Origin of the sequence: Chryseobacterium indologenes, assembly GCA_016025055.1 — a bacterium.
GTDB lineage: Bacteria > Bacteroidota > Bacteroidia > Flavobacteriales > Weeksellaceae > Chryseobacterium > Chryseobacterium indologenes.
The window spans coordinates 2,761,761-2,775,220 of the sequence record CP065590.1 but is presented as its reverse complement, the minus strand read 5'-3'; the positions used below and the strand labels follow the sequence as shown (position 1 = coordinate 2,775,220).

The window sequence follows — 13,460 nt, the reverse complement described above, 5'->3', positions numbered from 1 at the left end:
TAAAGACTTTTGTGACTTTTGTGGTTATATGATTTTTTTATAGCTATAAATATGAAAACAGTAATCCCCTCTGAAATAACCTCCGTACAGCTACAAACCATCATGCAGACAGCCGTGTCACCGCGTCCGATTGCATTGGCTTCTACAGTGGATAAAAATGGTAATCATAACTTATCTCCGTTCAGCTTTTTCAACATGTTCAGTACCGTTCCTCCGATCCTGATCTTTTCACCCTCAAGGAGAGTACGGGATAATACGACCAAACATACTCTTGAGAATGTTCTCGAAGTTCCGGAAGTTGTGATTGGAACTGTTAATTTTCCCATTGTACAACAGATTTCTTTGGCGTCAACAGAATATGAAACAGGAGTAAACGAATTTATCAAGTCTGGCCTGACGATGAAAGATGCTGATCTGGTGAAACCTAAACTCATTGAAGAATGTCCGGTTAATTTTGAATGTAAAGTTTTAGAAATAAAATCTCTGGGTGACCTGGGAGGTGCCGGAAATCTGGTTATTTGTGAAGTGCAGAAGATTCATATCAGAGAGGAATACCTGAATGAGGCCGGAAACCTTGATCAGCAAAAACTGGATATGGTGGCACGGTTAGGCAGCAACTGGTATTCGAGAAGTAATGAAAACAGCCTTTTCGAAGTTCCCAAGCCTTTGGTAACAAAAGGAATCGGCTTTGATCTATTACCGGATGCCATCAAATACAGTACGATCTTTACAGGAAATGACCTGGGAATGCTGGCCAACGTTGAAGTATTGCCGTCAGGAGAATACCATGCGGATGAAAATGTTCATCAGGATGCACAGAAATTATTACTTGAAAGTAAAATCGAAGAAGCCTGGAAGGTTTTAATTAAATAATTCGGGACGGCCATGAAAAAGCTTATCTTCTTATTTTTGCTGTTGATAGCACTGCAATCCTGTTATTATCCGGTAAGAAAAGATTACGGGATCTATAGTAAATCGCTCGTCTTTTCAAAAGACAAAAAATGGCTGATCAATGATATCCGAACCGGTGTAAGCGCTCACCACAGAGAAATGATGAGCAAAGAAGTCCTGGAACTATTTCAGAAATTAAGCAATGGTAAAGCCTCTGATTTAAAAACAGCAAAAGCGGAAAATATCATTCAAAACAGCATACCGTTTGAACCCGAAATTGAAGATCTTGAAGTGTTGAAAAACAATTCTGATTATAATTTTCTGGTCAATATTTATACCTTAAAGGTGCGAAATAGCCTGGATAATTCCATTGGCCTTCAGTATGAATATAAAAAGAATGAAACATTTGCCATGATGGAGGTGTATGACATTGGCACCATGAAAAAAATATATTCCCTCAAAGCATCTTCAGAAGTTTCTGTAGAGAAAGATCAAAAGGCCACCGTCTTCGATCCGTCAACAGAAATGATGACCATGAAAAACTTCAGAGCTCTTTTAAAATCGGTAAAAAGAACGCCGTAAAAACAGACGATATTCAATAGAAAAGGAGTGACAGTTTCACTCCTTTTTTCGTTACATTGTAATATTTTATTCTATTTAGATTTCAAAGATTCTGAAACCGGAATCTTTCCGTTTTCTGTAAAATCTGAAATCTTTCCGTTTTTATCAATAGAGACATTCAGGTTGTCATTTTTAGAATCATAATAGATAGATGTGGCATACCCCGGACAGTCATGCTGCTTGCATCCGTGCAGTTTATAAATCCCGTTTTCAGATACTATAGGGCTTTCTACGCTGAACGCTGTTACCATTCCGTCATATTCTTTTCCTAAGATTTTTTTCAGCCTGTCTGTAAAAGCTTTATCTTCAAACAGCTTCACTTCATGCGGATACTTTCCGTCATTCTTAGTAATAGACTCTATGCCGGCGGGTGCTGAAGGTGCTGACGATACCGAATCAGTCTTTGGCGCAGCTCCGGAATCCTTTGGAAGTACGGTAGCCAGTGTATCTGTGCTTACAGAAGATTGAGTTTGCGTTTCTTTCTTACAAGAAACTACAGCTGTACATAATGATAGCGCCAATGCGCCTGCAATAACCTTTTTCATAATTAATTTAATATGGTGATTTAATAGTATAACGTATTTCAAATTACTTTATTTTAAAAACCTTTTTTCAAAACATCTTCTTGTTGATAAAATCAATACATTTTTCTGTCAAAGTATTCAGGTCTTTAGGGAGTTCGTCTTCTGTCCAGGGTTCTTTAGCTCCAAACGTATGATTGGCATTTTCAATAAGGAATAATTCCGAATTGGGATGAAGAATATGGAGATGCTCTGCCTGCTTCACCTCTACCGCTTCATCATCCGTTCCATGAACAATCAGCATATGGGCTTTAGCCATTTCAGCAGCGCGTTCTACATCAAAACGATGCTCGTTTTGTTTATAATTTTCATAAAACTGGTAATAATGGGGCATCTCCTGCTTGGTTCTGCCATTAAGAGCAAAATACACCCCTTTGTTTCTCCAGTTCTCAAGAAGTTCTCCTGTCGGAAACCGCTCCAGCGTATCAACGCTTGCCAACGTAATCAATCCGTTGATTCTTTCATCTTCAAAGGTCTTAATGATAGAAATTCCGCCACCCCTGCTATGACCGATCAGAATGACTTTTTCCTCATCCACTTGGGGATTTGCAATAAAATGGTCAATCACTAAACCAAGATCAGATAATTCCTTTGAGTAATTATTATTTCCAAATGCTTCAAGATCTGCAAAATTAAGAGGATCCTCTACCGTTGTTCCGTTATGTGAAAAATTGAACTTTACAAAGAAAAAACCTGCTTCCGCAAACTTTTTTGCCATCAGATCCCAGGCACCCCAGTCTTTATAGCCTTTATAGCCATGAACAAAGATGATCAAAGGTTGTTTTTCACGTCCTTCAGTATAGAAGCTATCCGCAAGAAAGCTTCTTGTTTCCGGATTTTCCAGCCTTATATTTTTCTTAATAGTCAGATTCATACGACAAATACAATTAATTTTAATCGAAATTTATGAAAAAAACTATAAAAAAATAAGCTTATTTTTGTGTCATGCAGAATTTAAGAACTGTAACCGTGAAGCGTTACATTCTGCCACTGAGAGAAGGAGGTTCACTTCCGGCTCTGGCAGAGGCTGATGATGATTTCAAATATGTGTTAAAATTCCGTGGTGCCGGCCATGGGGTGAAGATGCTGATCTCTGAACTTTTAGGAGGAAAGATTACGGAAGCATTGGGATTAAAGATTCCTGAGCTTGTTTTTATCCATCTTGATGCTGATTTTGGCAGAACCGAGGCAGACGAAGAAATACAGGATCTGTTGAAATTTTCAGAAGGTCTGAACCTTGGACTACATTATCTTTCCGGCTCCATTACCTATGATCCGGGTGTGAGTGTCGATCCGCTGTTGGCATCAAAAATAGTGTGGCTGGATGCATTTATTACCAATATCGACCGTACTTTTAGAAATACCAATATGCTGATGTGGCATAAAGAACTTTGGATTATTGATAATGGTGCTTCGTTCTACTTTCATCATTCATGGCAGAATTTTGATGCTGCGGCAAAAACACCTTTCAAATATGTGAAAGACCACGTACTGCTGCCTAAAGCTAAAATGCTTGATGAAGCAGACAGATTTGCTCATGAAGTACTGAATGACGATCTTTTCAGAGATATTGTCAATTCTATTCCTGAAGACTGGCTGCACTGGAATGATGCTGATGAAACTCCCGATGAAATTCGCGAGATTTATTTTCAGTTTATGAAAACCAGATTAGAAAATTCTCAAATCTTTGTAAACGAAGCTAAAAATGCAAGAGGATAAAATATATGAATATGCGGTAATACGCCTGGTACCCAAAGTTGAAAGAGAAGAATTTTTCAATATCGGATTAGTGATGTTTTCAAAAAAGAAAAATTCATCAAAGTAGAATTCTATTTGTGTCCGGATAAATTTAAACTGATGCACAGCAAGCTGGATTATGATGATATTATTCAGAATCTGACAAGTTTTCAGAAAATTGCCAATGGCGATAAAGAAGGAGGGCCGATTGCCCAGCTTGATATTCCGGAGCGTTTCCGCTGGTTAACTGCCGTGCGAAGTGCGGTCGTTCAAACTTCAAGACCTCATCCCGGAAAATCTATGGACCTTGAAGCCACTTTTGGTAAACTTTTTGAGGAGTTAGTAAAATAAGATTCTCTCAAAAAAACAGTATGAAATTATTTAACTACATATCGATTAACAGGTTTCTTGCAAGCCTGTTTTTTATTTTATTTTTAAATTCGTCTTCCCTTACTTTTGCTCAATCATTTTCTCAGTCACCTGAAAAAGTGAAAAGGGCAAAAAGTACACTCCTCCCTGAAATAGCTACAATTTCTGAAAATATTGGTTATAAAACCGGTAAAAAAGGAGATTCCCTGGCTCTGGATCTTTACACTCCGAAAAATATCTCAGGCAAACTTCCGGTATTGATTTATGTTCACGGCGGCGGATGGATAGAAGGCAGCAAAGCCGTATATGCAGATAATTACCTGGAAAACACGATCGCCAAACTGATGGCAAAACAATATGCCGTTATCAGTATCAACTACACCCTTCTCAATGACAGCACCCACTTCCCTCTCCCATTGCAAGACACCAAGGACGCGGTGCGATGGGTAAGGAAAAATGCTGAAAAATATAATTTCGACACCAACAATATTGGCCTTTTCGGGGCATCAGCCGGTGCGCATCTGTCTCTCGTAGCAGCCTACACTCCCGATGATACATTTAAAGGAAGCCCTGACCTTTCACCATATTCTGCAAAAGTGAATTATGTTGTCGATCATTACGGACCGGTAGATCTGAACAAGCTTTTCCATACCAGACTGGGGACTATTCCGGTAGCTATGGTAGGAATGATTTCAAAAAGATTGTAAGCTTACAGCAAGGTCTGGTAAAAGGAATCTCAGGATACGATCTGCAAAAAGATCAGGACAGAGCCATCGATTATCTCAAAACAATATCTCCTTCAACATATACTGAAACAGGAGTTCCGACCTTAATTGTCCAGGGAAACAAAGATAAGATCGTTCCTTTAAGCCAGTCTAAGAAATTGTACAGAAGACTTAAAAGAGCCAAAGTAGAAACTTCCTTAATTATTATTGACAACGGAGTGCACAGTTTTTCCACAACAGATAAAACCGCTCTTGATAAAATGACAGATCAGACAGTAGATTTTATTGTTTCGCAGAAAAAATAAAACTATACTTTAGATCTGTTAAAATTGTTTAAACATCCATAAATAAAAGTACAGATAAAAACGGAGCAAAAAATTTGCTAGATTGATATACATATCGTTAGTTTTTATTTAAAAAATAATTACCTTGGCTAATATTTAATTTATTCTCAACAAAAAAGACAATACTTTAAATTATTTACTTTAAAACCTGAAGAATATGGATTTCTTGGACAATATCAATGCTCTAACCCTTATATTCGTATCTGTACTTATTTTTGTTATTGCCTACCGTTTTTACGGTATTTTTATTGCAAACAAAGTCTTGCGGCTTAATGATCAACATACGACCCCTGCCGTGGAATTTGCCGACGGTAAAGATTATGTAGCAACAAATAAAAACGTACTTTTCGGGCATCACTTTGCAGCCATTGCTGCTGCCGGGCCCTTGGTAGGACCTGTTCTCGCCGCCCAATTCGGATATCTTCCCGGTGCATTGTGGATCCTGATAGGCTGCGTGCTGGGTGGCGGGGTGCATGATATGGTTGTATTGTTTGCTTCTGTACGGCATAAAGGGCAAAGTCTCGCCACTATTGCTTCAAAAGAAATCGGTAAAACTACGGGAACCGTAGCCGGCTTTGCGATCCTGTTTATATTAATTCTTACACTTGCGGGGTTATCCCTTGCCTGTATCAATGCGATGCATGAAGCCTCATGGTCACTCTTTACAGTAGTCATCACAATGCCCATCGCTATCATCATGGGATTGATCATGCGTTACAAAAAAAACAGCGTTCTCTTTGCCAGTATTCTGGGAGGAATCCTGTTAATTGCCGGCATTATCGGCGGACATGGTCTTATGCAGAACCCTACGATGAATAATTTATTCTCCTGGGATATTAAAACCATCTCTATAGCCATCCCCCTTTATGGTTTTCTGGCATCCGTATTACCGGTTTGGTTGCTTTTAGTTCCAAGGGACTACCTTTCTACCTACCTTAAGATCGGGACAATCATTATGCTGGCCATTGGCGTCATTGTCATCCACCCTACTGTACAGATGCCGGCTATTACTGCATTTGTAAATGGAGGCGGTCCTGTGATCGGCGGCCCGGTACTTCCCTTCATCTTTATTGTAATTGCCTGTGGAGCCATTTCCGGATTTCATGCGGTAATCGCCACGGGAACCACTCCCAAGATGCTCAATAAAGAAAAAGAAATTCTTTTCGTAGGATACGGTGCTATGCTGGTAGAAGGCTTTGTAGCCCTTATGGCTCTGATCGCTGCATGTACCTTGATGCCCGGTGATTATTTTGCCATCAACACTCCGAAAGATGCTTATGATTCATTTCTGGCTGCACATCCTACATTACATGGAGTTGATATTGATTACTATTCTCAAAAAATTGGTATTGACCTTTACGGAAGAACCGGTGGTGCTGTTTCGCTGGCTGTGGGAATGGCTCACATTTTCAACAAAATCCCTTATATGGATCAACTGACAGCGTACTGGTATAATTTTGCCATCATGTTTGAAGCAGTATTCATCCTTACGGCTATTGATGCAGGAACCAGAGTGGGACGTTTCTTTCTACAGGAAATGCTGGGTTCTGTTGTTCCAAAATTCAATGATAAAAACTGGGTTCCCGGAATTATCATCAGCAGTTTGCTATTTACTTTCGCCTGGGGCTATCTGGTATACACCGGAAATGTAAGCAGCATCTGGCCATTATTTGGCATTAGTAACCAGCTGCTGGCTGCCTGTGGTTTGATTGTCTGTACTACGATGCTGATTAGGATGAACAGAGGAAAGTATGCATTATGCTCGGCTATTCCCGGTGTTTTTATGGCAATAATTACTTTCTGGGCCGGATATATTCAGGTGACCAGCATTTATATTCCGAAAGAACAGTATTTATTAGCTGCCTTAGCCGTAACGGCCATGGTCCTGATGCTGATTGTTTTCATAGGAGCTTTCAGAAAATGGTACCAGCTTCTTCAAATCAAAACAACAGAGATTGATTACTACGGAGAACCGGTGAAAGAGCTGGTAGAGAGATGATAGACGCTCAGCAAAATCTGTTAAAGGTCTTTGCTTCCTGTGATAATTTTTATACATTTGTTTTGCTTTAGGGGTATTCTGAAAAGAATTGAGAGAGTCCCTTTGAACCTGATACGGCTTACACCGACGTAGGGAAAAGCAAAATGACTGATTTCTTATGTCTTTTTGTTTCGGATTTTTTCCTAAAGCTATTTTATTTTGAATAATAACAATGGAAAAAATTCTCTGGCAACAGGTTCAGCTTGTACGACAAAAGTCTCCTCTGGTTCACAATATTACCAACTATGTAGTGATGAACAATACAGCCAATGCCCTTCTGGCTGCTGGAGCCTCTCCTATTATGGCGCATGCGCATTCTGAAATCAAAGAAATGGTCAGTATAGCTCATGCTCTGGTTGTTAATATCGGCACCCTTGATGAATACTGGGCAGAATCCATGCGTTTAGCCGCTGAAACCGCGCATATGCTCCATAAGCCATGGGTATTGGATCCGGTAGGTGCGGGAGCTACTTCTTTTCGGGACCAGACATTGCAGCACCTATTACAATTTCATCCTACCGTAATCCGGGGAAATGCTTCAGAGATTATAGCTCTGGCCAAAACCCATACAACCGTCACTAAAGGAGTCGACAGTACAGCAGCAAGCTATGACGCTGTTGAAGCCGCACAAATCCTGGTTAACCGATATAACACCATCGTCTGTATATCGGGAGAAACGGATATCATTCTTAGCCAAAATCAATCTATACAGATCAAAAACGGGCATGCTCTTATGACCAAGGTAACAGGACTGGGATGTTCTGCTACGGCATTGATTGGTGCTTTCATCGGGGTTACAGAAGATAAAGCATCCGGAACTGCTGCTGCCATGGCATTATTAGGAATAGCGGGCGAACTGGCTGTTCGTGAAAGCAATGGTCCGGGCAGTCTTCAGGTTCATTTGACTGACAAATTATACAATATGACTGAAGAAGAATTTACAGGCCATTTAAAACTTACAAAATCATGAGGTTGAAAACTTTCCCTTACTCGTTATACCTGGTAATTTCTCAAGCAGATTGCAGGGGGAAAAACTTTCTGGAAGTTGCAGAACAAGCCATACTTGGTGGCGTAGATATTATACAGCTCCGCGAAAAAAATGATGATACGGAAATATTTCTTCAAAAGGCGTTGCAATTGATTGAAGTGACAAATAAATATAATATTCCGCTGATCATCAACGATAATATCACTGTTGCGGAAAAAGCAAATTCAGCAGGTATTCATGTTGGTAACCATGATATGGCCCCTACTGAACTGAGATCTCTTGTTGAGGATAAAATAATCGGTTATTCTATAGAGGATCTGACACAACTTGACAATGAACAAACTGTAGTAGCTGATTATCTGGGAATAAGTCCTGTTTTTAAAACAAAAACCAAGACAGACACTATCATAGAATGGGGACTGGAAGGAATTAATCAAATCAGGCAACTCACCCAAAAACCTTTGGTAGCGATAGGCAATATTCAGGTGGAAAATGCAAAGGCAGTCATCCATGCCGGAGCTGATTGCCTTGCTGTCGTTTCTGCAATATGCAGCGCTGCAGATCCTCAGAAAGCAGCTTATGAATTAAAAAATGAAATTGTAAAATGAAAAAATATAAATATCCATCCGTATTGACCATTGCAGGTTTCGACGGAAGCGGTGGTGCCGGTATTCAGGCTGATATTAAAACAACTTCTGCTTTAGGTTGCTATTCTACTTCGGTATTAACGGCTTTGCCTGTTCAGAATACTCAGGGGGTACGAAAAATATATCCTGTACCTGTAGAAGCAGTGGCGGATCAGATAAAGGCAATTCTGGACGACATTGTTCCTGATGCTATTAAAATCGGAATGGTTCATACTCCTCAACTGGTAGAAACCATTGTTTCCACCTTGGCAGAATATCCCAAAATACCTGTGGTCTTCGATCCGGTAATGGTTGCCACCAGCGGACACCGTCTGATTGAAGAAAAAACAATCACAGCACTTACTGAAAAGTTGTTTCCCATTGCAGATGTCATCACCCCCAATATGGACGAGGCTGCGATTTTAGCCGATATGAAGGTAGAAACCCTGGAAGATTTATATACTGCAGGAGCCAAAATCAAAAAGCTCGGCTGTAAAACGATTCTTCTCAAAGGCGGTCATCAGGAAACCTCAACAATTACTTCTTTGTTTTATGATGAGGATGAAAAATTTCACTCTTTTGAAACAACAAAATTCAATACTAACAATACCCACGGTTCAGGCTGTACCCTTTCATCCGCCATTGCAGCATATATCGCTCAGGGAAAAAATTTATTTGAGGCGGTTTCCCTTGGGCAGCAATATGTTTATCAGGCCATAGAAAATGGAACCGATGTACAAACTGGTCACGGAAACGGACCGCTGAACCATTTTTTTAATCCTCAAAAACTTATCAAAAATGAAATGGTCTGAATCAACCTGGAAGGAAATACAAGAATGCTATCAGTCAATTCTTAATATGCCTTTTATCAAAGAATTATCGGAAGGCAGCTTACCAAAAGATAAATTCCGTTTTTATATGGCCCAGGATTCTTTATACCTGGAGCATTTTGGAAGGACTCTCTCTTTAATTGCCGCGAAAATTACCGATCTTCATGATGTATTGGCTTTTATGCGCTTTGCAGAAAATGCCATTGTTGTGGAAAATGCCCTTCATGAATCTTACTTCAAAGATTTTGGATTAACAGATAAGGGAGTTTTAGAACCTGCATGTCATCATTATATTCATTTTCTGAGAAGTACTGCAGCGCTGGAATCTGTAGAAATTGCCGTTGCAGCAGTTCTACCCTGCTTCTGGATTTATCGCGAGGTTGGAAATTATATTTATGAGATTCAAAATACAGTTGACAATCCTTATGAAAAATGGATTGCCACGTATGCGGGAGAAGAATTTTCAACAGCTGTAGATCAGGCTATCGCCATCTGTGACAGATTAGCTGAAAACACGACCGAAGAAACAAGAAAAAAAATGAATGAAGCCTTTGCCACAGCATCCAGAATGGAATATCACTTCTGGGAAGCAGCCTATGAACTGAAGAAATGGAAGTAAGGAAGCTGGAGGAAGGAAGCTAAAGCTTTATCCTAATCACTGAAAATTTCAATTTGTGATTTACAGCAATGCAAGATTTACCTATTAAATCACAAATTTTTAAAGACAAAAGAAACACAGGATATACCTATTATGGCTTCTCCAACACTATATAATAAAAAACGGAACTCATTTTTAAGTTCCGTTTTTTATAAATATCAGTCTTGATTAAAAGTTGAAGTTAAGCCTGCTGAACACATATCGTCCGTTTTGTCCAAACTGGGAAGTAGACCGTGAATAGACAAACTGGTCATTATTGGCCGAAGCGGGAAGATTTTTCGTAGGATAAATATCAAACAGGTTATTGACCCCTAAAGTCAGTCCGATATTTTTAGTGAACTGATACGCCACAGAAATATCGGTAATAATCTTATCTCCTATTTTCTGATGTTCGTTGAATCCTATGACACCGTCTCCATTGACATCGAGTACATCTGCACCGGTCACTTTACCAAAATAGGTATTCCTAAGATAGAAACTGGCGTTCTTCCAGGTAAGGGTATGAGAAAGACTCGCTTTTACTCTCGGTACTGCTTCTTCCAGGTAGACTCTTGATTTTTCAGAGAAATAGATTTTTTCAAGCTCCGGAGATCGCAGAAGCCCGGAAGAGTGAATATCTCCCACCTGTTTTGTCTGGTTAAGGTTTATGGCAAAATTATTATCTAATTTTACCCCGGAAAATCTTGCATTGTGCGAGATAACCACATCCAATCCTTTTGTCTCCGTATCAATGGCATTGGTAAAGAACTGTGCTGCATTCACCCCTAACTGCTCATAGATTTTTTTGGCGTCATCAGACACACTGGCTTTTAAAAACTGGTCAGTAAGGAGGATTCTGTTATCAATCCTGGTAAAATATCCGTCAGCAGTGAATGTTAAATTCACGGATGGGATTTTATAGGTAAATCCTACACTGGCCGATTTGGATGTTTCCTGTTTCAGTTTTGGTATTCCTAGTAATCCTGCCACCTGTGAATCGTTACTGAATGTTCCAACCTCCAGAAGCTGTCCGTTTGGCAGCTGAGGTGAAGTTACGAACAGGGTAGACGTAACATTATAGTAGATCTGGTGAATGGATGGCGCCCTGAATCCTGTAGATCCCGCCAGCCTTACATTAAAATTCGGGGCTACTTTGATTCTTGAGGCCAGTTTATAATTAAAAGTAGAACCGAAATCCGAATAATTTTCATATCTCGCTGCGGCATCTACCAAAAGCCAGTCTGTAAAATTGAATTCAAGATCTGCGTACGCTGCTACTGACTGTCTGTTTTTATTGACAGCATTTTCAGGTCTGAATCCACTGAACACCTGTGAACCACCCGGAAGTGAGGCTCCAAAGAAATCAGTAGGTCTTTGGGAATTTCCGTTCCAGACATTTCCGAAAACATCATAGGTAGCATAGGAAGCTTCTTCCCCTGCGGTCATTTTAAAATTTTCAAAACGGTGTTCACCTCCAAAAGCCACATTTAATCCTTCCAGGACATCGTATTTCTTAGAAAAATCAAGGTTGATGGTGTTTTGGGTAAATCTTAAACCTCCGGCATTGAACTCCTTGGGAGAAGCAAACCGCAACGACGTATTTCCTGTATTGCCGATGTTATATGTAAAAGAGTTTTGCCCGAAAGTATTACTCAAATCGACATGCCAGCCGTCCCATTTTCCTTTGATTCCGGCAGCCAGCGAGATATCCTGGATATCGGTACTGATCTGTGGAAGATAACCGTCCGGATAATATCCCGTAAAGGTTCTGCTTTCACTTGGTCTTCTGTAAAATCCTCCGGAAGTACCATGTCTCAGGCTGTAGCCTCCAAAAGTATAGACCTTCCAATCATCACTCACAGGTACCTCAGCATTGATAAAAAGCTGATGGTTATTGAGTTTAGACTGTCCTACCTGCATATTGAAATCCTTTCTGGTCTGCCCTCTGTAGGCCAATTCCTGATCCGTTATATAGTTAAGCTGATCCCTGGTAAAACTTCCGGATTTCAACACATTTTGTAATGCTCCGATCGTGTTGGCTCCCTGAATATCATCCTGTAACTTTTGTGAAAAATAATCCACATTCTTGGCATATTGATGGATATAATTTACCAATTGCTGAGAATTAGGAGTATTTCCTATATTATTAAACAGAGAAGAAAGGTTCACTCCGTCATTGAGTGCACGTCTTTCGATGGCGTTATAGGCATTATAGATAGGAGCACTTTCTGTTCCTGCTCTGTAGGTAGGATTTCTGAATTGCGAGGACCAGGTAATATTGAAAAAACCACCTTTAGTCCCGATTTTATTACCATAATTCAGGTCCAGCTGAATATTCTGCCCGTCAAAGTTTCCGGTATGGTCATTAGCGGCAGGGGTCAAATTGCCTCCGTAGCTGATCTGGCCGGCCAGTTTCCCCTGTATCCCTTTTAAGTTCAAGATTCATGACTCCGGCAATGGCATCTGAACCATATTGGGCAGCAGCCCCATCTCTCAATACTTCAATTCTGTTTAAAGCAAAAGACGGGATAGCGTTCAGGTCGGTTCCTACCGTTCCTCTTCCGGGAGTTCCGTTTACATTGACCAATGCTGAGGTATGTCTTCTCTTTCCGTTCATCAGAACCAATACCTGATCAGGGCCAAGCCCTCTAAGCTGAGCAGGGTCCAGGTGATCGGTACCATCTGAATTGGTCTGAATGGTAGACGTAAAAGAAGGAGCTATAGCATTTAGAATCTGGCCGATATTATTTTGTGGTAAAATGACTGAAGATTCCTTGATGTTGAATACATCCACAGGAACCGGACTGTCAGTTTTTGATCTTGCCCCGGCTCTGGAGCCCAGTACCACTACTTCTTCTACATTATTGGTCTTTATGCTGTCTTTTTCCTGTCCGAAGGTATATACCCCAAGGAAAAACAGAACAGAGGCCGAAAGAATAGTTTTTTTATTTCTCATTTAGTTAGAATTTGATTGAACATTTATGTTTTTACAAGGTGCAAATGTAAAACTTATTCATTAGTCCACAAAAATAATAGACTTTGTTTTATAAAAAATAATTATCGTTTCTTTCTA

The 13,460-nt window shown here is 40.0% G+C and carries 12 protein-coding genes, 2 pseudogenes and 1 riboswitch; of the genes and pseudogenes, 10 read left to right on the top strand and 4 right to left on the bottom strand.

The window, feature by feature from the left end:
- Nucleotides 1–51: 51 nt before the first annotated feature.
- Entirely contained in the window at nt 52–873 is an 822-nt protein-coding gene (locus H3Z85_12745) for a flavin reductase family protein (protein ID QPQ50372.1), read from the top strand.
- 12 nt (nt 874–885) lie between these two features.
- Nucleotides 886–1,473: a hypothetical protein gene (locus tag H3Z85_12740; GenBank protein ID QPQ50371.1), complete on the top strand. Its 588-nt coding sequence runs from the start codon at nt 886–888 to the stop codon at nt 1,471–1,473.
- A 71-nt stretch (nt 1,474–1,544) separates the two neighbouring features.
- Here the strand turns inward: H3Z85_12740 and H3Z85_12735 are convergent, their stop codons facing one another.
- Complete coding sequence (locus H3Z85_12735; protein ID QPQ50370.1) at nt 1,545–2,057, bottom strand: hypothetical protein; 513 nt, start codon at nt 2,055–2,057, stop codon at nt 1,545–1,547.
- A gap of 67 nt (nt 2,058–2,124) precedes the next feature.
- Complete coding sequence (locus H3Z85_12730; protein QPQ50369.1) at nt 2,125–2,967, bottom strand: prolyl oligopeptidase family serine peptidase; 843 nt, start codon at nt 2,965–2,967, stop codon at nt 2,125–2,127.
- Between the two features lie 71 nt (nt 2,968–3,038).
- Here H3Z85_12730 and H3Z85_12725 point away from each other — a divergent pair, with 71 nt between their 5' ends.
- From H3Z85_12725 to H3Z85_12715, 3 genes and pseudogenes are all read left to right on the top strand, one after another.
- The gene (locus tag H3Z85_12725) at nt 3,039–3,812 is read left to right on the top strand and encodes an aminotransferase class I and II (GenBank protein ID QPQ50368.1); all 774 of its coding nucleotides are present in this window, start codon (nt 3,039–3,041) and stop codon (nt 3,810–3,812) included.
- A pseudogene (locus H3Z85_12720) lies at nt 3,799–4,181 on the top strand (DUF3037 domain-containing protein). The gene H3Z85_12725 and the pseudogene H3Z85_12720 overlap by 14 nt, the downstream one beginning before the upstream one ends.
- A gap of 137 nt (nt 4,182–4,318) precedes the next feature.
- A complete protein-coding gene (locus H3Z85_12715; protein ID QPQ50367.1) occupies nt 4,319–4,906 on the top strand; it encodes an alpha/beta hydrolase in 588 nt (195 codons plus the stop codon).
- Nucleotides 4,907–4,976: 70 nt separating this feature from the next.
- Here the strand turns inward: H3Z85_12715 and H3Z85_12710 are convergent, their stop codons facing one another.
- Entirely contained in the window at nt 4,977–5,138 is a 162-nt protein-coding gene (locus tag H3Z85_12710; protein ID QPQ50366.1) for a hypothetical protein, read from the bottom strand.
- Between the two features lie 287 nt (nt 5,139–5,425).
- On the opposite strand from H3Z85_12710, the gene H3Z85_12705 reads away from it, so the two are divergent.
- The 5 genes from H3Z85_12705 to tenA all read left to right on the top strand — a co-directional run bounded on the left by H3Z85_12705 (nt 5,426) and on the right by tenA (nt 10,369).
- Nucleotides 5,426–7,267, top strand: coding sequence for a carbon starvation protein A (locus H3Z85_12705; protein ID QPQ50365.1), 1,842 nt, complete (start codon nt 5,426–5,428; stop codon nt 7,265–7,267).
- Between the two features lie 59 nt (nt 7,268–7,326).
- Nucleotides 7,327–7,419: riboswitch (TPP riboswitch) on the top strand.
- Nucleotides 7,420–7,478: 59 nt separating this feature from the next.
- On the top strand, nt 7,479–8,276 hold the full coding sequence (gene thiM / locus H3Z85_12700; GenBank protein QPQ50364.1) for a hydroxyethylthiazole kinase: 798 nt from the start codon (nt 7,479–7,481) through the stop codon (nt 8,274–8,276).
- On the top strand, nt 8,273–8,902 hold the full coding sequence (gene thiE, locus H3Z85_12695; GenBank protein QPQ50363.1) for a thiamine phosphate synthase: 630 nt from the start codon (nt 8,273–8,275) through the stop codon (nt 8,900–8,902). The genes thiM and thiE overlap by 4 nt, the downstream gene beginning before the upstream one ends.
- Entirely contained in the window at nt 8,899–9,732 is an 834-nt protein-coding gene (gene thiD / locus H3Z85_12690; protein ID QPQ50362.1) for a bifunctional hydroxymethylpyrimidine kinase/phosphomethylpyrimidine kinase, read from the top strand. Before thiE ends, thiD begins: the two co-directional genes overlap by 4 nt.
- The gene (gene tenA, locus H3Z85_12685) at nt 9,719–10,369 is read left to right on the top strand and encodes a thiaminase II (GenBank protein ID QPQ50361.1); all 651 of its coding nucleotides are present in this window, start codon (nt 9,719–9,721) and stop codon (nt 10,367–10,369) included. The genes thiD and tenA overlap by 14 nt, the downstream gene beginning before the upstream one ends.
- Before the next feature lie 207 nt (nt 10,370–10,576).
- Here tenA and H3Z85_12680 read toward each other — a convergent pair.
- Nucleotides 10,577–13,343, bottom strand: a pseudogene (locus tag H3Z85_12680) (TonB-dependent receptor).
- Nucleotides 13,344–13,460 lie beyond the last annotated feature (117 nt).

What these genes read in the sequence shown, in the direction of transcription:
- H3Z85_12745 (QPQ50372.1), top strand. Translation starts at nt 52, where the DNA reads ATGAAAACAGTAATCCCCTCTGAAATAACCTCCGTACAGCTACAAACC.
- H3Z85_12740 (QPQ50371.1), top strand. Translation starts at nt 886, where the DNA reads ATGAAAAAGCTTATCTTCTTATTTTTGCTGTTGATAGCACTGCAATCC.
- H3Z85_12735 (QPQ50370.1), bottom strand. Translation starts at nt 2,057, where the DNA reads ATGAAAAAGGTTATTGCAGGCGCATTGGCGCTATCATTATGTACAGCT.
- H3Z85_12730 (QPQ50369.1), bottom strand. Translation starts at nt 2,967, where the DNA reads ATGAATCTGACTATTAAGAAAAATATAAGGCTGGAAAATCCGGAAACA.
- H3Z85_12725 (QPQ50368.1), top strand. Translation starts at nt 3,039, where the DNA reads ATGCAGAATTTAAGAACTGTAACCGTGAAGCGTTACATTCTGCCACTG.
- H3Z85_12705 (QPQ50365.1), top strand. Translation starts at nt 5,426, where the DNA reads ATGGATTTCTTGGACAATATCAATGCTCTAACCCTTATATTCGTATCT.
- thiM (QPQ50364.1), top strand. Translation starts at nt 7,479, where the DNA reads ATGGAAAAAATTCTCTGGCAACAGGTTCAGCTTGTACGACAAAAGTCT.
- thiE (QPQ50363.1), top strand. Translation starts at nt 8,273, where the DNA reads ATGAGGTTGAAAACTTTCCCTTACTCGTTATACCTGGTAATTTCTCAA.
- thiD (QPQ50362.1), top strand. Translation starts at nt 8,899, where the DNA reads ATGAAAAAATATAAATATCCATCCGTATTGACCATTGCAGGTTTCGAC.
- tenA (QPQ50361.1), top strand. Translation starts at nt 9,719, where the DNA reads ATGAAATGGTCTGAATCAACCTGGAAGGAAATACAAGAATGCTATCAG.